The organism is Sphingopyxis sp. C-1 (assembly GCF_001047015.1).
In the GTDB taxonomy this organism is placed as follows: Bacteria; Pseudomonadota; Alphaproteobacteria; order Sphingomonadales; family Sphingomonadaceae; genus Sphingopyxis.
In genome coordinates this window covers 1,889,777-1,908,607 of sequence record NZ_BBRO01000001.1, presented here as the reverse complement: position 1 = coordinate 1,908,607, position 18,831 = coordinate 1,889,777, and the positions used below count along the sequence as shown (strand labels likewise).

Here is an 18,831-nt window from a genome sequence, read left to right as displayed (position 1 = left end):
CCGTTCAAATGTCGACGAGCATGACATCGACGACGGGCTTCTTGCCTGTCCAGTCGGTCGCGACACGCCGCACGCCGAGCCGGATCGCCTCACGCAGCTTGTCTTCGTCGCGCGCTGGGCCGGTCGCGGCCTGTTCGGCAGCTTCGCGCATTTCGTCGATAAAGGCTTCGCGCTCGTCCTCCACGGGCACGCCGCGATAGCTGATCGCGCTTTCGACAAAGCGCTTGTCCGAGAAGATCGCGGCGACGGTGATATGGCCGTTGAGCGAAAGCTTGCGCCGCTCGTTGATCGTCTCGCCATCGGCTGGCAGGATGACGTCGCCGTCGAGGATCAACCGTCCCGCGCGCACGCGCTCTACGATCTTTGCCGGCCCAGGTGCCAAATGCACCAGATCGCCATTTTCCTGTATCAAGGCTCCGGGAACCCCAGTTTCGAGCGCGAAACGCGCCTGTTCGTGCATATGCCGGATCTCGCCATGCACCGGCACGACCAGCTTCGGGCGCAGCCAGCCGTACAGCGCGGCAAGCTCGGGCTGACCCGGATGGCCGCTGACGTGGATATGTGCCTGCTTCTCGGTGACCGTCAGCACATCCTTGGCGGCGAGCTGGTTCATGATCCGCCCGATCGCGACCTCGTTGCCGGGAATCTGCTTCGACGAGAAGACGACGGTGTCGCCCGCCTCGAGCTTGATCTGATGAATGTCGGCGGCCATACGCGCCAGCGCGGCCCGCGGTTCGCCCTGCCCGCCCGTCGCGATCACCATCACCTTGTCGCGCGGCAGCCGCATCGCCTCGTCGAAATCGACGGTGGGCGGGAAATCCTTGAGGTAACCGACCGAGCGGGCGACGCCCAGAATGCGGTCGAGCGAACGACCCGCAACGCAAAGCGTGCGCCCCGTCGCCTTCGCAACCGCGCCCAACGTCGCGAGCCGCGCCGCGTTGGAAGCGAAAGTGGTAACGACCACCCGGCCTTTGGCCGCGCCGACCGCCTGTTCCAGACCCTTGCGAAGCCCCCCTTCGCTCCCCGAAGCGTCGGCGTTGAAGGCATTGGTCGAATCGCAGACGAGGACGTCGACGCCTTCGTCGCCGACCTTGGTCAGCGCCGCGGCGGTGGCGGGAACGCCAAGGACCGGCTCCTCGTCGAGTTTCCAGTCACCGGTGTGGAACACGCGGCCATAGGGCGTGTCGATCACCACCGCGCTCATTTCGAGGATCGAGTGCGCAAGCGGGATCAGGCGGATACCGAACGGCCCGAGCTGAAAACTGTCGTCAATGTCGACGGTCCGAAGATCGACCTCTTTTTCAAGACCTTCTTCGGCGAGCTTGTGCGCGATCAGACCCGCGGTGAAACGATTGGCGTAGAGCGGTACGCCAAGGTCGGCGGCGAGATAGGGAATCGCGCCGATATGATCCTCGTGACCATGCGTCAGTACGATGCCGAGCAGGTCCTTCTTGCGATCCTCGATGAATTCAAGGTCGGGCATGACGATGTCGATGCCCGGATAATCGTGGCTGCCAAAGGTCACGCCAAGGTCGGCCATGATCCATTTGCCGTCGCAGCCATAAAGATTGGCGTTCATGCCGATCTCGCCCGACCCTCCCAATGCGAGAAAAAGCAGCTCCTTGCCCGGAGTCGTCATATTATTGGCTTCCATTGATGATAGAGGTGCATCAGCCCGTTAAGCGTCAGGTCGGGTTCGATACGATCGAACAGGTGCCCCTGTTCCTGAAATAATGTCGCGAGACCACCCGTCGCGATCACGGTAAGCGGCTTGCCGATTTCGGCCTTCATGCGTGCGATCAGCCCTTCCATCATCGAGACATAGCCCCAATAGACGCCGATCAGCATCTGGCTTTCGGTAGTGCGCCCGATAACACTGGTCGTTGCCGGGGCTTCGATCGCGATGCGCGGCAGTTTCGCCGCGGCGGCGACCAGCGCCTCCAGCGACAGATTGACGCCGGGCGCGATGATGCCGCCCAGATAGGCGCCGTCGGGGCCGATATGATCGAGCGTCGTTGCGGTACCAAAGCTGATGACCAGCTTGTCCTTGTTCGGCTCTACCGCCTGCGCCGAGATCGCGTTGACCGCACGATCGGCGCCGACCGACTGGGGTTCGTCGACTTTCAGCGCGATGCCCCAGGTCACGGGTTCGCGGCCCGCGACGAGCGCATCGACGCCGAAATATTTGACCGCGAGCAACTGCAGATTGTGGAGCGCACGCGGCACGACGGTCGAGATGATCACCGCCTCGACATCGGCGCGGTCATGCCCCTCGATCCGCATAAGCTGGTCGAGCCAGACCATATATTCATCGGCAGTCCGGCGATCATCGGTTGCGATACGCCAGCGCGCCAGCAGTTCGGTGCCGCGGAACAGCGCGAATTTTGCGTTGGTGTTGCCGACATCGATCGCGAGCAGCATCTATTTCCTCTCCTCGACCGGGCGGCGCAGTTCGACGTCGCCCGCATGGACCAGCATGGTCTCGCCGCCGCCCAGGCGCAAGCGCAGCGCGCCATCCTCGGCAAGTCCGTCGAAGAAGCCGTCGATGCCCTGTTCGGACACGCGAAGCGGCGTACCGATCGGATGCGCCTGCGGGATCCATGCGCGAACGATGCTCGCGACGCCTTCCTGGCGCCAGGTCCACAGCGCGTCGATCATCGCGATACCAAGCGCCCCGGCGAAATGGTCGCGGTCGAGCGAGACGCCCTTGCCCGCGAGCGTCGCCGTCGGGCGATCGGGCAGTTCGGGCGCGGCAGTCAGATTGACGCCAATGCCGATGACCACCGAATTGCCGGTGCGTTCCATCAATATGCCGGCGCATTTCGCGCCATCGATCAACAGGTCGTTGGGCCATTTGAGCTGCGCGCCGACATGCGGGGCGAGCGCGGCGACGGTCTTCGCAAGCGCAACCCCGGCAACGAGGGCGAGCGTCGCCGCCGACGGATCGCCGATCGTCAGATGAACGACGGTCGAGCCCATGAAATTGCCCTGCCCGTCGTTCCAGCCGCGCCCGAGGCGGCCACGCCCAGCGGTCTGGCGGTCGGCGACAAGCCAATGGCCTTCCCCGACATGCTCACCGCCTGCCAGCCGCGCCAGCAGGTCGGCGTTGGTCGAACCTGTCTGCGCGATCCGCTCGATAGGCGGTATCAGAACAGCACCGCAGCGGCGCTGGCCGAAAGGACCGCCAGCACGGGAATGAAGAGATAGCCGATGACCGACAGCCACAGCGCGCTCGCGGTGATCACCGCGTCCTCGACGATCGCACCGCCGCCCTTGGGGAATTCGGTGTCCGACTTGTCATCGAAGTACATCGTCTTGATGATCGCGATATAATAGAATGCGCCGATCACCGAAGCGACGATACCCGCCACCGCCAGCGGTACGAGGTTCGCGTTCACCGCGGCCTCGAACACCAGATATTTCGGCCAAAAGCCAAAGAGCGGCGGAATGCCGGCAAGGCTGAACAGGAACACCGCCATCGCCGCGGCCAGACCCGGACGACGCTGCGACAGACCGGCGAGCGCGGGAATGCTCTCGACCTGATTGCCATCGGCGTCGCGAAGCTGGATCACGACCAGGAACGCACCAAGCGTGGTCAGCATATATACGAGCAGATAGGTCAGCACGCCCTCGACCCCCTGCTGCGTTCCGGCGGCGAGTCCGACGAGCATGAAGCCGACATTGTTGATCGACGAATAGGCCAGCAGGCGCTTGATATTCTTCTGCCCGATCGCACCGACCGCGCCAAGGATGATCGAGGCGAGCGACAGGAAGATGATGATCTGTTGCCACGCACCGACCGCGGGGCCCATCGCGTCGATCACGACGCGCGTCATCAACGCCATCGCCGCGACCTTGGGCGCGGTGGCGAAGAAGGTCGTCACCGGGGTCGGCGCGCCTTCATAGACGTCGGGGGTCCACATATGGAACGGCACGGCGCTGATCTTGAAGCCGAGGCCCGCAAGAACGAAGACGATGCCGAAGATCAGGCCGATGTTGAGCTCACCGCCGAGCACCTTCGCGATGCCCGCGAAATCGGTGGTGCCGGTGAAGCCGTACAGCAGCGAGATGCCATAGAGCAGCATGCCCGACGCAAGCGCGCCGAGGACGAAATATTTGAGGCCGGCTTCGCTCGACCGTTCATCGGTGCGCATGAAGCTAGCGAGCACATAGGCCGCAAGGCTGTTGAGCTCGAGCCCGACATAGAGCGTCATCAGGTCGCGCGACGAGGCCATGATGCCCATGCCGAGCGCCGCGAACAGGATAAGCGTCGGATATTCGGCGCGCATCCCGCCGTTGAAAAAGCGCGGCGCGATGACGATACAGACGAAGCTCGCGGAATAGATCAAAAGCTTGGCAAAACCGCCGAAGCTGTCGACCGACAGCGTACCCGAGAAGACCGTCGCATCGACACCGAACAACGCGACGACCGCTGCCGCGGCGGCGGCGAGCGTCAGCAGCGAGCTGAGTTGATAGAGGCCGACATTGCGGTCACCGAAGAAGGTGCCGAGCATCAGGGTGATGAGCCCGCCGATCGTCAGGATCAGTTCGGGCCAGATGAGCATCAGGTCGGCGGTCATTTGACGCCTCCTGCATGGCTCGATCCGTGGGCCGGTTCACCGTGCGGTTTGGCAGCTTTCGGCTTGCCGGCGGCAAGGTGCGCATCGCCCGCGGGCTTGGCAGGAGCCAAGCGCGCAACGACGGTGGTCACATCGCCGCGCATCGGCGCGAGGAAGCTTTCGGGATAGACGCCCATCCACAGCGCCACGGCGGCCAGCGGCACCATGATCGTCCATTCGCGTGCGTTGAGGTCAGGCATTGCCTTCACATCGTCCTTGGTCAGTTCGCCGAACACGACGCGGCGGTAGAGATAAAGCATGTACGCGGCACCGAGGATGATGCCGGTGGTGCACACGAAGGCGACCCAGCTCGAGGCTTCATAGATGCCCGCAAGGCTCAGGAATTCGCCGACGAAGCCGCTGGTCCCCGGAAGCCCGATCGACGCCATGGTGAACAGCATGAAGAACAGCGCATAAGCCGGCATGTTCACGGCAAGGCCGCCGTAACGGTCGATTTCGCGCGTGTGGAGTCGGTCATAGATCACGCCGACGCAGAAGAAGAGCGCGGCCGAGACGACACCATGGCTGAGCATGATGATCAGCGCGCCTTCGATCCCCTGCTGGTTGAAGGCAAAGAGACCCGCGGTGACGATCGCCATATGCGCGACCGACGAATAAGCGATCAGCTTCTTCATGTCGCTCTGCACCAGCGCGACGAGGCTGGTGTACACCACCGCGATCATCGACAGGCCAAACACGATCCACATCAGCTGCGCCGACGCGTCGGGGAACATCGGCATCATGAAGCGAAGGAAGCCGTAGGAACCGAGCTTCAGCAGCACGCCCGCCAGGATCATCGAACCCGCGGTCGGCGCCTGCACGTGCGCGTCGGGAAGCCAGGTGTGGACGGGCCACATCGGCATCTTGACCGCAAGGCTGGCGAAGAAGGCGAGCCACAGCCACGTCTGCATCTGAACCGGGAAGTCATAGTTCAGCAGCGTCGGAATGTCGGTCGTGCCCGCTTCGTGGATCATCGCAATGATCGCGATCAGCATCAGCACCGATCCGAGCAGCGTGTAGAGGAAGAATTTGAACGCCGCATAGATGCGGTTCGCGCCGCCCCAGATGCCGATGATGAAATACATCGGGATCAGGCCGGCTTCGAAGAAGATGTAGAACAGCAGCAGATCTTGCGCGCAGAACACGCCGATCATGATTGTTTCCATGACGAGGAACATCGCCATGTAGAGGCCGACGCGCTGTTTGATCGCGTCCCAGCTCGCCAGAATGCAAAGCGGCATCAGGAAAACGCTGAGCATGATCAGCATCAGCGCCATACCGTCGATACCGAGGGCATATTGGAAACGCCCGAACAGGTCGGCGCGCTCGGTGAACTGCCACTGCGCACCGCCAATGTCGAACTGTGCCCACATGATGCAGCCGAGGACGAAAGTCGCAAGCGTCGCGCCCAGCGCGACAAAGCGCGACATCTTGTCGCCGACGAACAGGCAAGCGATGGCGGCGATCGCGGGGACCGCCAGCATCAGCGAAAGGATCGGAAAGCCGCTCACAGGAAATTCACCATGGCCCAGCTAGCGAGGCCGACAAGACCGAGCAGCATCACAAACGCATATCCATAAACATAACCCGATTGCAGTCGGACCGCGAGACGGGTCCCCCCAGCGACGAGCGCCGCGGCGCCATCGGGACCAAAGCGGTCGATGGTGCCTTCATCCCCGCGCTTCCAGAAGAAGCGGCCGATCGCGAAGGCGGGCTTCACGAAGAGGAAGTTGTAGAGCTCGTCGAAATACCATTTGTTGTACAGGAACTGGTGGAGCAGCTTGAACTGCGCCACGAAGCGCGCCGGCAGCGTGGTGTTGCGGATATAGCTGTTCCACGCAAGGAACAGGCCGATCGCCATCACCGTGAACGGCGTCCATTTCACCCACAAAGGCACTTCGTGCGCGGCGTGCATGAGATGTTCGTCGAACGCGAGGCTGCCCTTCCAGAACGCCATGCCCTCTTCGGGATAGATGAACTGGTGGTGGAACGCGATGCCCGCGAACACCGCACCGATCGACAGCACGACCAGCGGGATCAGCATCGTGATCGGGCTTTCATGCGGGTGATAGCCCGCGGTGCCGTCGCTGTGCGCGCCGTGATGGTGGTGATCGTCGTGCGCCGCATGCGCATGATCGTCGTGGCCGTGGCCGTGATCGTCATGAACCGCGTGCTGGATATGCTCGCTCTGTTCCCAGCGCGCCTTGCCATAGAAGGTCAGGAAGACGAGGCGCCACGAATAGAAGCTGGTGAGGAAGGCCACGAAAATGCCGACCCAGAAAGCGATGACCCCGCCGCCGCCACTCGCATAAGCGGCCTCGAGAATGCCGTCCTTCGAATAGAAGCCGGCAAAGCCCGCGACGCCCGCGATGCCGACGCCGGTGATCGCCAGCGTACCGAGCATCATCGCCCAATAGGTAAGCGGGATCTGTTTCCGCAGCGCGCCATAATAACGCATGTCCTGTTCATGATGCATCGCATGGATGACCGAACCGGCACCAAGGAACAGCAAAGCCTTGAAGAAAGCGTGCGTGAACAGGTGGAACATCGCCGCGCCATAGGCGCCCGCGCCCGCTGCGAAGAACATGTAGCCAAGCTGCGAACAGGTCGAATAGGCAATGACGCGCTTGATGTCCCACTGCGTCGTCGCGACGGTCGCGGCGAAGAAGCAGGTTGCGGCGCCGACGAACATCACGACGCCCTGCGCGACGTCCGACGTTTCGAACATCGGCGACAGGCGGCAGACCATGAAGACGCCCGCTGTGACCATCGTCGCCGCGTGGATCAGCGCCGACACCGGGGTCGGGCCTTCCATCGCATCGGGAAGCCAGGTGTGCAGGCCAAGCTGCGCCGACTTGCCCATCGCGCCGATGAACAGCAGCAGGCAGAGGATCGTCATCGTGTCGAGACGCATTCCCATGAAGCTGATCGTCGAACCCGCCATGCCCGGCGCAGCGGCAAGAATCTCGGGGATCGAGACGGTGCCGAACACGAGGAAGGTGCCGAAGATGCCGAGCATGAAGCCCAGATCGCCGACGCGGTTGACGACGAACGCCTTGATCGCCGCGGCATTGGCGCTCGGCTTTTTATACCAGAAACCGATGAGCAGATAGGACGCGAGGCCGACGCCTTCCCAGCCGAAGAACATCTGGACAAGATTGTTCGCGGTCACGAGCATCAGCATCGCGAAGGTGAAAAGCGACAGATAGGCGAAGAAGCGCGGCTGGTCCGGGTCTTCCTCCATATAGCCCCAGCTATAGAGGTGGACGAGCGCAGAAACCGTCGTGATCACGACCAGCATCACTGCGGTCAGCGTGTCGACGCGCAGCTCCCAGTTGAACTGAAGCGCGCCCGACGAAACCCAGTGCAGCACCGGCGTTACCGTCGCTTCGCCGCTGCCCGTCACGAACGACAGGAAGATCGGCCAGCTCAGCGCGCAGCTAGTGAACAGCGCGCCCGTGGTCAGGATTTTGGACGGCACATTGCCGATCACGCGCTGGCCGAGGCCTGCGATGATTGCCGCCAGCAGCGGCAGGAAAACGATCGCCTGAATCACCGGTTTACCCCTTCATCCGGTTGGCATCGTCGACGGCAATGGTGCCGCGGCCGCGGAAGTAAATAACGAGAATGGCAAGACCGATGGCGGCTTCACCCGCAGCGACGGTCAGCACGAACATCGAGAAGACCTGCCCGACAAGATCGCCCAGCGCCGCGCTGAACGCGACGAGGTTGATGTTCACTGCCAGCAGGATGAGCTCGATCGCCATCAGGATGACGATGATATTCTTGCGGTTGATGAAGATGCCGAGCACGCCGAGCGTGAAAAGCACCGCCGAAACGGCGAGATAGTGGCCGACCGAAATCACAGTTCCATCCCCTGCCCGACGCCCGGATCGACCAGCCGCGTCGCATCCTGCGGACGGCGCTGGTTCTGCTTCGAGATATTCTGCGTACGCACCCCGCCACGCTGGCGATGCGTCAGCACGATCGCGCCGATCATCGCGACGAGGAGGACGATACCCGCCGCCTCGAACAGGAAGATGTAGCGCGTGTAGAGAAGCTCACCGATCTGTTGGATATTGCTCTTGTCGCTGACGACCGGCGCGGCGCGCGCCGCAAGATCGACACCGCCGGCGCTCCAGGCGCCGACCGCGAACACCAGTTCAGCGGCCAGGATGATCGCGACGAGCGCGCCCAGCGGCAGATAACGAACGAAACCCGCGCGCAACTCGGCGAAATCGATGTCGAGCATCATCACGACGAACAGGAACAGCACCGCGACCGCGCCGACATAGACGATGACAAGCAGCATCGCGATGAATTCGGCGCCCGCGAGCAGCATCAGCCCCGCCGCGTTGAAGAAAGCGAGGATCAGCCACATGACGCTGTGGACCGGGTTACGCGCGAAGATCACCATGGCCGCAGAGGCGATGACGATGGTCGCGAACAGATAGAAGGCGAAGAGTTGGATCATGTGCGCGCGCCCTTACCGATAGGGCGCGTCGGCGGCAAGATTCGCCGCGATCGCGCGTTCCCATTTGTCGCCATTGGCGAGCAGTTTGGCCTTGTCATAGAGCAGTTCTTCGCGCGTTTCGGTCGCGAATTCGAAGTTCGGCCCTTCGACCACCGCATCGACAGGGCATGCTTCCTGACAGAAGCCGCAATAGATGCATTTGGTCATATCGATGTCGTAGCGCGTCGTGCGGCGCGAACCGTCGTCGCGGGGCTCGGCCTCGATCGTGATCGCCTGCGCCGGACACACCGCTTCGCACAGCTTGCACGCGATGCAGCGTTCCTCACCGTTCGGATAGCGGCGCAGCGCATGCTCGCCGCGGAAACGCGGGCTCAGCGGGTTCTTTTCGAACGGATAGTTGATCGTCGCCTTCGGCTTGAAGAAATATTTCAGCGTGAGGGCGTGCGCCTTCACGAACTCCCACAAAGTGAAGCTTTTGACGAGATGGGCAACGTAACTCATGAGTACCTCGTCAGCATCAGATAGCCGGAGATCAGGAAGATCCAGAGAAGCGAGATCGGCAGGAACACTTTCCAACCCAGCCGCATCAGCTGGTCATAGCGATAACGCGGGACGGTCGCCTTGACCCAGCTGAAGACGAAGAAGAAGAACAGGATCTTCGCGAACAGCCAGATGATGCCGGGAACGGCATAGAGCGGTGCCCAGTCGATCGGGGGCAGCCAGCCGCCCCAGAACAGCACCGCGTTGAGCGTGCACATCAACAGGACGTTGGCATATTCGCCGAGCCAGAAGAGCGCGAAGCTCATCGACGAATATTCGGTCTGGTAACCCGCGACGAGCTCGCTTTCGGCTTCGGTCAGATCGAACGGCGCGCGCGCGGTTTCGGCGAGCGACGAAATCAGGAACATGACCGCAAGCGGGAAGAGCAGCAGGTTGAAACCGAAGGCGTTGACGATGCCCAGGCCGTGGCCCTGCTGCGCCTTGACGATCTCGTTCATGTTGAAGCTGTCGGCGAAAAGCACGACGCCGATCAGGATGAACCCGATCGAGACTTCATAGCTGATCATCTGCGCCGAGGCGCGCATCGCCGAGAAGAAGGGATATTTCGAGTTCGACGCCCAACCCGACAGGATCACGCCATAGACGCCCAGCGACGAGATCGCGAGGATGTAGAGCAATCCGACGTTGATGTCGGCGAGCACCGCGCCCGAATTGAACGGGATCACCGCCCACGCCATCAAGGCGACGGTGAAGGTGATGATCGGCGCGATCAGGAACAGACCGCGGTTCGCCGAGGTCGGAATGATCGTTTCCTGCAGGAACACTTTCAGACCGTCGGCGAAGCTTTGCAGCAGGCCGAAGGGGCCAACGACGTTCGGACCACGGCGCAGCGCAATCGCCGCCCAGATCTTGCGGTCGGCATAAATGATCATCGCGACGCTGAGCATCAGCGGCAGCGCGATGAGCAGGATGCCGCAAATCGTCGCGACGCCCCATGCCCAATCGGCGTCCATGCCCCAGGAGATGAAGGTCTCGGTCATTTCTTGGCCCCGTCCTGGTTTTTCCAACCATTATGCGGCCCGGGCTTCTCCGACTTGCGCGGATTGAACCCGCGCCAGACCGAATAGCCCATCCCGACCAGCAACACGCTGGCTATCGCATGTACCGGGGTCATTCCGCGGCCTCCGCAAAATCGACGCCATGAACCAGCTCTTCCGAACAGCGCTGCATCGTCGGTGACGCGCGGCAGATGGCGTTGGTGAGGTAGAAATCCTTGATCGGCGACGGGATCGCGCGCGCCTCGGGCTTTGCAGCCAGCTTCGGCACCGACCAGCCATAATCGGCAAGACCCTCGACGCCGAGCGCGGGCACCGCCGCGATCATCGCCGCGCGGCACTGCGCAAAGCTGTCGAAACCGACCGACACGCCAAGCGCGTCGGCGAGCGCCCGGAAGATGCTCCAGTCTTCGCGCGCGTCGCCTGGTGCGAACACCGCCTTTTCGCTGCGCTGAACCCGGCCCTCGGTGTTGACCGTGGTGAAGTCCTTTTCGGTCCAAGCCGCGGCGGGCAGGATGACATCGGCGGCATGTGCGCCCTTGTCGCCATGGTGGCCGACATAGACTTTGAACGTGTCCGGCAGCGCCGCAAAATCGACTTCGTCGGCGCCAAGGAAGAAAGCGAGCTTCGGCTTGGCCGCGATGACATCCTTGATGCCGCCCGGCAAACCATAGCCCAGCATCAGCGAGCCCATGCGCGCGGCCGAGAAATGGACGACATTATAGCCGTTCCAGCCGTCCTTGACCGCATTCACCGACTTGGCGAGCGCGAGGCCCGCGCCATGAACGCCGGGCACCGACAGCGCGCCGCCGCCAAAGATCAGCATCGGCCGCTCGGCGCCCTTGAGCGCATCGAGCACCGCGGCGGGCAGCTTTGCCACGATCGAAGCGTCGTCGCCGAGCCACTGCGTCTTGTAGGTCAGGTCGGTTTCGGGGCCGATGGCGAAAACCTTCGCGCCCTTCTTCCACACCGCCTTGCGGATGCGCGTGTTGATCAGCGGCGCTTCCCAGCGCAGGTTCGTGCCGACGAGCAGAATGACGTCGGCGTTTTCGGCCTCGGCAATGCCGGTGTTGAAATTGACCGCCGACAGGCTGGTGACGTCATAGTCGAGCCCGGTCTGACGCCCTTCGAGCAGCGTGCCGCCCAGCGCATTCACCAGCGACTTGGCCGCGAACATCGTTTCGCAATCGGCGAGATCGCCCGCCACAGCCGCGACCGAAGACCCTGCATTCACCGCCTTGATCGCTTCGAAAGCCTCGGCCCAGCTCGCCTCGACAAGCTGGCCGTCCTTGCGAACATAAGGCCGGTCGAGACGGCGACGCGTCAAGCCATCGACATGGTGCCGCGTCTTGTCGTTCGCCCATTCCTCGTTCACGTCATCGTTGACGCGCGGCAGCACGCGCAGGACCTGACGGCCACGCGCATCGATGCGAACATTGGTGCCGACGGCGTCCATCATGTCGATGCCGAGCGTCTTGGTCAGTTCCCACGGACGCGCTTCGAACGCATAGGGCTTGCTGGTCAGCGCACCGACCGGGCAGAGATCGACGATATTGCCCGACAATTCGCTGCCGACGGCGCGCTCAAGGTAAGACGTGATCTGCATATTCTCGCCGCGATAGATCGCGCCGACATCTTCCACGCCCGCGACTTCCTCCGCAAAGCGGACGCAGCGCGTGCACTGGATGCAGCGGGTCATCACCGTCTTGACGATCGGACCCATATATTTCTCGGTCACCGCGCGCTTATTCTCGTCATAGCGCGTCGCGCCGCGACCATAAGCGACCGACTGGTCCTGCAAATCGCATTCGCCGCCCTGATCGCAGATCGGGCAATCGAGCGGATGGTTGATGAGGAGGAATTCCATCACCCCCTCGCGCGCCTTCTTCACCATCGGGCTGTCGGTCTTGATCACCTGCCCCTCGGCAGTGGGCAGCGCGCACGACGCCTGCGGCTTCGGCGGGCCGGGCGCGACTTCGACCAGGCACATGCGGCAATTACCAGCGATCGACAGGCGTTCATGGTAGCAAAAGCGCGGAATTTCCTTCCCCGCCATCTCACACGCCTGCAGAACGGTTGCGCCCTGCGGGACGTCGAGTTCTACGCCATCTACAGTTACTTTAGGCATCTTCAGTCCTTAGCTGCCACCGTCGGCTGGCTCTCGCCGACCGATAGCCGATAAAGCGCTTCTCCGATCACGCCGCGAAGGACGGATTTGGAAAAGGTCAATTTGAATCCTTCCAATACGCAGCCACCGACCGTCGGAACGATCTGGGCAAAGGCCGCGCCTTCAGCATTGCTCGCCACCATGCTCAGAATGAGCTTCCGCGACTCCTGCGGCGCCTTGCGAACCGTGCAATCGGCTATCTGCCGAAGCGCGACGCGCGGCTGCGGATCGCCATAGGCTTCGGCATCGCTGCCCGCTGCATAATCGATGGCAGGAACCGCTGCGAAATCGACAGGACCATCCTTCCGGAATTTCTTCAGGTACAAAACGTCATAGACGCCGCTACGGAACAGTGATTCATTGAAGGTCATTTGTCCGGACGAAAGACACTCGTCGGTTGAGAGGCTGCTTGCCGCCTTGTGGGCAGCCTTCGATCCCGGAAAGGTGTCGAGATAGAGTTCGACGCGCGTCCGCGAATTGTCCACGGCGCACTCAGCATAGCGGTACATCGCGACGCGCGCGCGATCTTCCTTGCTGGCGCCCGGCCCTTCCGGAATCTGCGCAGGCGCAGGCCCGAGACGGCTGCCGACCCGTTGCGCATGCGTCGCCGGGGCAAGCAGGAGCGCGCCCGACAGAACAGCAAACAGAATGGCCGATCGGCGCATTATTCGGCTGCCTCCAGCGCGCCGCCATTCTCGCGGATGCGGCGTTCGATTTCGGGGCGGAAGTGCTTGATCAGGCCCTGGATCGGCCACGCCGCGGCATCGCCGAGCGCGCAGATGGTGTGGCCTTCGACCTGCTTGGTGACGTCGTACAGCGTATCGATCTCGCTGATGTCGGCGTCGCCGGTGCGCAGCCGCTCCATCACGCGCCACATCCAGCCGGTGCCTTCGCGGCAGGGCGTGCACTGGCCGCAGCTTTCATGCTTGTAGAAATAGCTGATGCGGCTGATCGCCTGAACGACGTCAGTCGACTTGTCCATCACGATCGCGGCGGCGGTGCCGAGGCCCGATCCGACGGCTTTCAGCCCGTCGAAGTCCATCGGCGCGTCCATGATCTCGGCCGCGGGGACGAGCGGAACCGACGAACCGCCGGGGATCACCGCAAGCAGATTATCCCAGCCACCACGGATGCCGCCGCAATGCTTGTCGATCAGTTCGCGGAAGGTGATGCCCATCTCTTCCTCGACGACGCACGGGCGCTCGACATGGCCCGAGATCTGGAAGAGCTTGGTGCCCTTGTTATTCTCGCGCCCGAAGCTCGCGAACCACGGCGCGCCGCGGCGGAGGATCGTCGGGACGACCGCGATGCTCTCGACATTGTTCACCGTCGTCGGGCAGCCATAGAGGCCCGCACCCGCCGGGAACGGCGGTTTCAGGCGGGGCTGGCCCTTTTTGCCTTCGAGGCTTTCGATCATCGCGGTTTCTTCGCCGCAGATATACGCGCCGGCGCCGCGGTGGACGAAGACGTCGAAGTCATAGCCCGATTTCGCGGCGTTCTTGCCGAGCAGGCCGGCGTCATACGCCTCCTGCACCGCCGCGAACAACGTCTCGGCCTCGCGGATGAATTCGCCGCGAATATAGATATACGCAGCGCGCGCGCGCATCGCGAAGCCCGCGATCAGCGCGCCTTCGATCAGCTTGTGCGGATCGTGGCGGATGATTTCGCGGTCCTTGCACGAACCCGGTTCGGATTCGTCGGCGTTGATGACGAGGAAGCTCGGGCGGTCGGCGCGCGGTTCCTTCGGCATGAAGGACCATTTGAGCCCCGTTGGGAAGCCCGCGCCGCCGCGGCCGCGCAGGCCCGACGCCTTGATCTCTTCGATGATCGCGTCCTGGCCGCGCTTCATCAGATCCTTGGTATTATCCCAATCGCCACGCGCTTGCGCGGATTTGAGGTTCCACGGCTGGAAGCCGTAGAGATTGGTGAAGATGCGATCCTTGTCGGCAAGCATGGCGTCTACTCACCCTTCCCTTTGCCGGCCTTACGCGCGGCATAAATGGAGATAAACATGGTGGCGATCCCCATGAAGACGGCGCCCAGTGCGATCCAGACCGCCATTACCAGTCCTTCCGATAGTCATGGTTGGCCTTGACCATTTCCTTCAGCGTCGTCGGGCCGCCTTCGGGCTCGCTCGTGTGACGCTTCGGATTCTGCGTTCCCGCCTTGGGCGACTTGCCCGCGGCCAGATCGTCGAGCAGGCGGACCGTGCTGTCGTAATCGAGATCTTCGTAATTATCGTCGTTGATCTGGACCATCGGCGCGTTGGTGCAGGTGCCCATGCACTCGACCTCGGTCAGCGTGAACAGGCCGTCGGGCGTCGTCTTGCCCTTCACCATGCCGCGATTCTTGCACGCGGCCATCACATCGTCCGACCCGCGCAGCAGGCACGGCGTCGTGCCGCAAACCTGCACATGATAGCGGCCGACGGGGACGAGATTATACATGGTGTAGAAGGTCGCGACCTCATAGGCGCGGATGAAGGGCATATCGAGCGCGGCGGCGACATATTCGATCACCGGCACGGGCAGCCAGCCCTGCGTCTGCGTCTCTGCACCGACCTGTCGCTGCGCGAGGTCGAGCAGCGGCATCACCGCCGAGCGCTGACGCCCCGCGGGATAGCGCGCGATGACCTGCTTCGCCTTCTCGGCATTTTCCTTCGTCCACGCAAAAGCGCCCCAGCGCGCGCGGGTTTCAGCTTCATCTGGAATTTGCGGTGCGTCGGCCATTAGCGGTCACACTCTCCGAAAACGACGTCAATGGCGCCGATAATTGCGGTGGTATCGGCGAGCATGTGGCCTTTCGACATCATGTCCATCGCCTGCAGGTGGCTGAACGCCGTCGGACGAATCTTGCAGCGATACGGCTTGTTGGTGCCGTCGCTGACCAGATAGACGCCGAATTCGCCCTTGGGGCTTTCGGTCGCCACATAGACTTCGCCCGCCGGGACGTGGAAGCCCTCGGTGTAGAGCTTGAAGTGATGGATCAGCGATTCCATCGACTGCTTCATCTCGCCGCGCTTCGGCGGCACGACCTTGCGGTCCAGGCTGGCGATCGGCCCCGTGGGCATGTCGCGCAGGCACTGCTTGATGATCTTTGCCGACTGATAGACTTCCTCGACGCGCACCATGAAGCGATCGTAGCAATCGCCGCGCGTGCCGACGGGAATGTCGAATTCCATCGCCGCATAGGCGTCATAAGGCTGCGACTTGCGCAAATCCCACGCGATGCCGCTGCCGCGGATCATCGGGCCGGAGAAGCCCCACGCCAGCGCATCTTCCTTGCTCACCGTCGCAATGTCGACGTTGCGCTGTTTGAAGATGCGGTTGTCGATGACTAGGCTCATCGCGTCGCCAAACAGCTTCGGCAGACGCTTTTCGACCCATTCGCCGATGTCGTAGAGCAGGCGTTCGGGCACGTCCTGATGGACGCCGCCCGGACGGAAATAAGCCGAGTGCATGCGCGCGCCCGAGGCACGTTCAAAGAAGTTCAGGCAATCCTCGCGCAGCTCGAACACCCACAGGTTCGGGGTCATCGCGCCGACGTCCATGACGTGCGACCCGATGTTGAGCATATGATTGCAGATGCGCGTCAGCTCGGCGAACAGCGTGCGCAGATATTGCGCGCGCGCCGGAACTTCGAGGTCGAGCAGCTTTTCGATCGCGAGCACATATGAGTGCTCCATGCCGAGCGGCGAGCAATAGTCGAGCCGGTCGAAATAGGGCAGCGCCTGCAAATAGGTCTTATATTCGATCAGCTTTTCGGTGCCGCGATGAAGCAAACCGACATGCGGGTCGACGCGCTCGATGATTTCGCCGTCGAGTTCCATCACCATGCGCAAAACGCCGTGCGCCGCGGGATGCTGCGGGCCGAAGTTGATCGTGTAATTGGTAACGGCCTGATCGCCTGCGGTATCGGCGGTGTCGACCGGATAGCCTTCGAACATGTCGCTGCCGTGGTGCTTGACCTGAGGAGAGTCGGTCATGCGTCACCTCCTGTTTTGGGCTTGCGCGGCGCGCGCGGCTTGGCCGGAGCCTTTTCCGCCTTCGCGGTCGCCGGCGTTTTGGCGGCCTTGGTCGCCGGCTTCGCGCTGGCGCCGTCGCGGCTCGTCTTCGCGGCCTTGATGTTGGTCTTCGCCCCTGCCCCGGTCTGCTCGGGCTTTTCAGTGGTCTTCGGGGTCGGCGGCGGCGGCGCCTTTGCCGCGTCGTCGGCCTTTTTGACTTCAGCCGCGGTCAGCGGAGTCGGCGCGCCCTTGCCCGGCGCTTCGCCCGTGCCGCCGGCCTTTTCATCGCCGGGCAGCACATAGTCGGCGCCTTCCCATGGGGACAGGAAGTCGAAATTGCGGAAATCCTGCGCCAGCTTCACCGGCTCGTACACGACGCGCTTGTCTTCTTCGCTGTACCGCAGCTCGATATAGCCGGTCAGCGGAAAATCCTTGCGCTGCGGATGCCCCTGGAAACCATAGTCGGTCAGGATACGGCGCAGGTCGGGATTGCCCGCGAACAGCACGCCGTACATGTCGAACACTTCGCGCTCGAGCCAGCCTGCATTCGGCCACACGGGCACGATCGTCGGCACCGGAGTAGCCTCGTCGGTCGACACGCGGACGCGCAAACGGTGGTTCTTCGTGACGCTGAGCAGGTGATAGACGACCTCGAACCGCTCGGCGCGGTCGGGATAATCGACCCCGGCGATTTCCATCAGCTGCTGATATTCAAGCTTGTCGCGCAGTTCGACCATCACCCCGGCGACGGCTTCGCGCGTCACAGTGATGCTGTCCTCGTCAACGGTGAAGACATGCGCGAGCAAATCGGCACCGAGCAGTTTTTTCAGCGCGTCGGCCAGCGCCGGCTGCGGCGCCACGAGGGGAGCAGGATGGGCCATCAGCGTTCGATCGTCCCGGTGCGGCGGATCTTCCGCTGCAACTGCATCACGCCGTAAAGCAGGGCTTCGGCGGTCGGCGGGCAGCCGGGGACATAGATGTCCACGGGCACGATGCGGTCGCAACCGCGCACCACCGAATAGCTGTAGTGATAATAGCCGCCGCCATTGGCGCAGCTGCCCATCGAGATGACATATTTCGGGTTCGACATCTGGTCGTAAACCCGGCGCAGCGCAGGCGCCATCTTGTTGCAGAGCGTGCCCGCCACGATCATCACGTCGGACTGACGCGGCGATGCGCGCGGCGCGGCGCCGAAACGCTCCATGTCATATCGCGGCATGTTGACATGAATCATCTCGACCGCGCAGCAAGCGAGGCCAAAGGTCATCCACCATAGCGAGCCGGTGCGCGCCCAGTTGAACAGATCCTCGGTCGAGGTGACGAGAAAGCCCTTGTCGCCGACTTCGCTGTTGAGGTCGTCGAAAAAGCCCGCGTCGGGGCTGGTCCCCGGCGCCACCGGGAACATTTCCGGGTTCGCACCCGGGGCGACCGGCATCTGGCCGGGCATGATGATACTGGAAGTGCTCATTCCCAATCCAACGCGCCTTTTTTCCACGCGTACACAAGGCCGAGCGTGAGTTCGGCGAGGAAAATCATCATCGTGGCCCAACCCGCCCAGCCGATTTCCTTCAGGCTGACCGCCCAGGGAAAGAGGAAGGCCGCTTCGAGGTCAAAGATGATGAAGAGAATAGCGACGAGGTAAAAGCGCACGTCGAACTGGCTGCGCGCGTCCTCGAACGCCGGGAAGCCGCATTCATATTCGGTCAGTTTCGCCGGGTCCGGCTTGTGCGCCCCGGTCAGCCGCGCGACGCCCATCGGTAAGAACACGAAGGCGGAGGACAGGCCAACGGCGACGACCAGAAAGATCAGAATCGGCAAATATTGCGTCAGATCGACCATGGGAGCTCGCAGTTCAGTTGTTTTGGGGTGTCTTTGCACCCGTTTATCGGGGGCGCTTTAGGCCACGATGCCGCGTGTCGCAAGCGCTGCGGGCAGGATTTTCGTATCCTGTGTGACCAAAAGCATATTGTGCGCTGGCGAGCGGACCTATCGCTGTGATACGCAACCGGAAA

Annotated in this window: 19 protein-coding genes; all 19 read right to left on the bottom strand. The window is 62.6% G+C overall.

What is annotated here, in order from left to right; all coding sequences use genetic code 11:
• Positions 1 to 4: 4 nt before the first annotated feature.
• Positions 5 to 1,639, bottom strand: coding sequence for a ribonuclease J (locus tag SC1_RS08865; RefSeq protein WP_062180233.1), 1,635 nt, complete (start codon positions 1,637 to 1,639; stop codon positions 5 to 7).
• A complete protein-coding gene (locus SC1_RS08860) occupies positions 1,636 to 2,421 on the bottom strand; it encodes a type III pantothenate kinase (RefSeq protein WP_062180231.1) in 786 nt (261 codons plus the stop codon). The genes SC1_RS08865 and SC1_RS08860 overlap by 4 nt, the downstream gene beginning before the upstream one ends.
• Positions 2,422 to 3,225, bottom strand: a complete 804-nt coding sequence (locus tag SC1_RS08855) for a biotin--[acetyl-CoA-carboxylase] ligase (protein WP_083435763.1) — start codon at positions 3,223 to 3,225, stop codon at positions 2,422 to 2,424.
• Entirely contained in the window at positions 3,147 to 4,580 is a 1,434-nt protein-coding gene (gene nuoN, locus SC1_RS08850) for an NADH-quinone oxidoreductase subunit NuoN (protein ID WP_062180228.1), read from the bottom strand. The genes SC1_RS08855 and nuoN overlap by 79 nt, the downstream gene beginning before the upstream one ends.
• Positions 4,577 to 6,130, bottom strand: a complete 1,554-nt coding sequence (locus SC1_RS08845; RefSeq protein ID WP_062180225.1) for an NADH-quinone oxidoreductase subunit M — start codon at positions 6,128 to 6,130, stop codon at positions 4,577 to 4,579. Before SC1_RS08845 ends, nuoN begins: the two co-directional genes overlap by 4 nt.
• On the bottom strand, positions 6,127 to 8,175 hold the full coding sequence (nuoL, locus tag SC1_RS08840) for an NADH-quinone oxidoreductase subunit L (RefSeq protein ID WP_062180221.1): 2,049 nt from the start codon (positions 8,173 to 8,175) through the stop codon (positions 6,127 to 6,129). The genes SC1_RS08845 and nuoL overlap by 4 nt, the downstream gene beginning before the upstream one ends.
• A 4-nt stretch (positions 8,176 to 8,179) precedes the next feature.
• Positions 8,180 to 8,485 carry an NADH-quinone oxidoreductase subunit NuoK gene (gene nuoK, locus SC1_RS08835; protein WP_003051614.1) on the bottom strand — a complete coding sequence of 102 codons (306 nt, stop codon included), beginning with the start codon at positions 8,483 to 8,485 and terminating at the stop codon, positions 8,180 to 8,182.
• The gene (locus SC1_RS08830) at positions 8,482 to 9,093 is read right to left on the bottom strand and encodes an NADH-quinone oxidoreductase subunit J (RefSeq protein ID WP_039573819.1); all 612 of its coding nucleotides are present in this window, start codon (positions 9,091 to 9,093) and stop codon (positions 8,482 to 8,484) included. Before SC1_RS08830 ends, nuoK begins: the two co-directional genes overlap by 4 nt.
• Before the next feature lie 12 nt (positions 9,094 to 9,105).
• The gene (gene nuoI, locus SC1_RS08825) at positions 9,106 to 9,594 is read right to left on the bottom strand and encodes an NADH-quinone oxidoreductase subunit NuoI (protein WP_054587889.1); all 489 of its coding nucleotides are present in this window, start codon (positions 9,592 to 9,594) and stop codon (positions 9,106 to 9,108) included.
• On the bottom strand, positions 9,591 to 10,634 hold the full coding sequence (nuoH, locus tag SC1_RS08820) for an NADH-quinone oxidoreductase subunit NuoH (protein WP_062180218.1): 1,044 nt from the start codon (positions 10,632 to 10,634) through the stop codon (positions 9,591 to 9,593). The genes nuoI and nuoH overlap by 4 nt, the downstream gene beginning before the upstream one ends.
• Complete coding sequence (locus SC1_RS22150) at positions 10,631 to 10,768, bottom strand: hypothetical protein (RefSeq protein WP_177175964.1); 138 nt, start codon at positions 10,766 to 10,768, stop codon at positions 10,631 to 10,633. The genes nuoH and SC1_RS22150 overlap by 4 nt, the downstream gene beginning before the upstream one ends.
• Entirely contained in the window at positions 10,765 to 12,777 is a 2,013-nt protein-coding gene (gene nuoG, locus SC1_RS08815) for an NADH-quinone oxidoreductase subunit NuoG (protein ID WP_062180216.1), read from the bottom strand. Before nuoG ends, SC1_RS22150 begins: the two co-directional genes overlap by 4 nt.
• Positions 12,778 to 12,779: 2 nt before the next feature.
• On the bottom strand, positions 12,780 to 13,481 hold the full coding sequence (locus SC1_RS08810) for a hypothetical protein (RefSeq protein ID WP_062180211.1): 702 nt from the start codon (positions 13,479 to 13,481) through the stop codon (positions 12,780 to 12,782).
• A complete protein-coding gene (gene nuoF / locus SC1_RS08805; RefSeq protein WP_062180207.1) occupies positions 13,481 to 14,770 on the bottom strand; it encodes an NADH-quinone oxidoreductase subunit NuoF in 1,290 nt (429 codons plus the stop codon). Before nuoF ends, SC1_RS08810 begins: the two co-directional genes overlap by 1 nt.
• A gap of 106 nt (positions 14,771 to 14,876) precedes the next feature.
• On the bottom strand, positions 14,877 to 15,545 hold the full coding sequence (locus SC1_RS08800; RefSeq protein ID WP_062180204.1) for an NAD(P)H-dependent oxidoreductase subunit E: 669 nt from the start codon (positions 15,543 to 15,545) through the stop codon (positions 14,877 to 14,879).
• Positions 15,545 to 16,762, bottom strand: a complete 1,218-nt coding sequence (locus SC1_RS08795) for an NADH-quinone oxidoreductase subunit D (RefSeq protein WP_193749190.1) — start codon at positions 16,760 to 16,762, stop codon at positions 15,545 to 15,547. Before SC1_RS08795 ends, SC1_RS08800 begins: the two co-directional genes overlap by 1 nt.
• Before the next feature lie 35 nt (positions 16,763 to 16,797).
• Positions 16,798 to 17,700 (bottom strand): NADH-quinone oxidoreductase subunit C, encoded by a 903-nt coding sequence (locus SC1_RS08790; RefSeq protein WP_062180202.1) that lies wholly within the window; start codon positions 17,698 to 17,700, stop codon positions 16,798 to 16,800.
• Entirely contained in the window at positions 17,700 to 18,254 is a 555-nt protein-coding gene (locus SC1_RS08785) for an NADH-quinone oxidoreductase subunit B family protein (RefSeq protein ID WP_062183850.1), read from the bottom strand. The genes SC1_RS08790 and SC1_RS08785 overlap by 1 nt, the downstream gene beginning before the upstream one ends.
• A gap of 29 nt (positions 18,255 to 18,283) precedes the next feature.
• Positions 18,284 to 18,658: an NADH-quinone oxidoreductase subunit A gene (locus SC1_RS08780; RefSeq protein ID WP_062180201.1), complete on the bottom strand. Its 375-nt coding sequence runs from the start codon at positions 18,656 to 18,658 to the stop codon at positions 18,284 to 18,286.
• Between the last annotated feature and the right edge of the window lie 173 nt (positions 18,659 to 18,831).

Excerpts from the sequence above, each read along its gene's own strand:
- SC1_RS08785 (WP_062183850.1), bottom strand. The coding sequence starts at position 18,254 with ATGCCGGTCGCCCCGGGTGCGAACCCGGAAATGTTCCCGGTGGCGCCG.
- SC1_RS08865 (WP_062180233.1), bottom strand. The coding sequence starts at position 1,639 with ATGACGACTCCGGGCAAGGAGCTGCTTTTTCTCGCATTGGGAGGGTCG.
- SC1_RS08860 (WP_062180231.1), bottom strand. The coding sequence starts at position 2,421 with ATGCTGCTCGCGATCGATGTCGGCAACACCAACGCAAAATTCGCGCTG.
- nuoH (WP_062180218.1), bottom strand. The coding sequence starts at position 10,634 with ATGACCGAGACCTTCATCTCCTGGGGCATGGACGCCGATTGGGCATGG.
- SC1_RS08810 (WP_062180211.1), bottom strand. The coding sequence starts at position 13,481 with ATGCGCCGATCGGCCATTCTGTTTGCTGTTCTGTCGGGCGCGCTCCTG.
- nuoI (WP_054587889.1), bottom strand. The coding sequence starts at position 9,594 with ATGAGTTACGTTGCCCATCTCGTCAAAAGCTTCACTTTGTGGGAGTTC.
- SC1_RS08790 (WP_062180202.1), bottom strand. The coding sequence starts at position 17,700 with ATGGCCCATCCTGCTCCCCTCGTGGCGCCGCAGCCGGCGCTGGCCGAC.
- nuoN (WP_062180228.1), bottom strand. The coding sequence starts at position 4,580 with ATGACCGCCGACCTGATGCTCATCTGGCCCGAACTGATCCTGACGATC.
- SC1_RS08830 (WP_039573819.1), bottom strand. The coding sequence starts at position 9,093 with ATGATCCAACTCTTCGCCTTCTATCTGTTCGCGACCATCGTCATCGCC.
- SC1_RS08780 (WP_062180201.1), bottom strand. The coding sequence starts at position 18,658 with ATGGTCGATCTGACGCAATATTTGCCGATTCTGATCTTTCTGGTCGTC.
- SC1_RS22150 (WP_177175964.1), bottom strand. The coding sequence starts at position 10,768 with ATGACCCCGGTACATGCGATAGCCAGCGTGTTGCTGGTCGGGATGGGC.
- SC1_RS08795 (WP_193749190.1), bottom strand. The coding sequence starts at position 16,762 with ATGTTCGAAGGCTATCCGGTCGACACCGCCGATACCGCAGGCGATCAG.
- SC1_RS08800 (WP_062180204.1), bottom strand. The coding sequence starts at position 15,545 with ATGGCCGACGCACCGCAAATTCCAGATGAAGCTGAAACCCGCGCGCGC.
- nuoG (WP_062180216.1), bottom strand. The coding sequence starts at position 12,777 with ATGCCTAAAGTAACTGTAGATGGCGTAGAACTCGACGTCCCGCAGGGC.
- nuoF (WP_062180207.1), bottom strand. The coding sequence starts at position 14,770 with ATGCTTGCCGACAAGGATCGCATCTTCACCAATCTCTACGGCTTCCAG.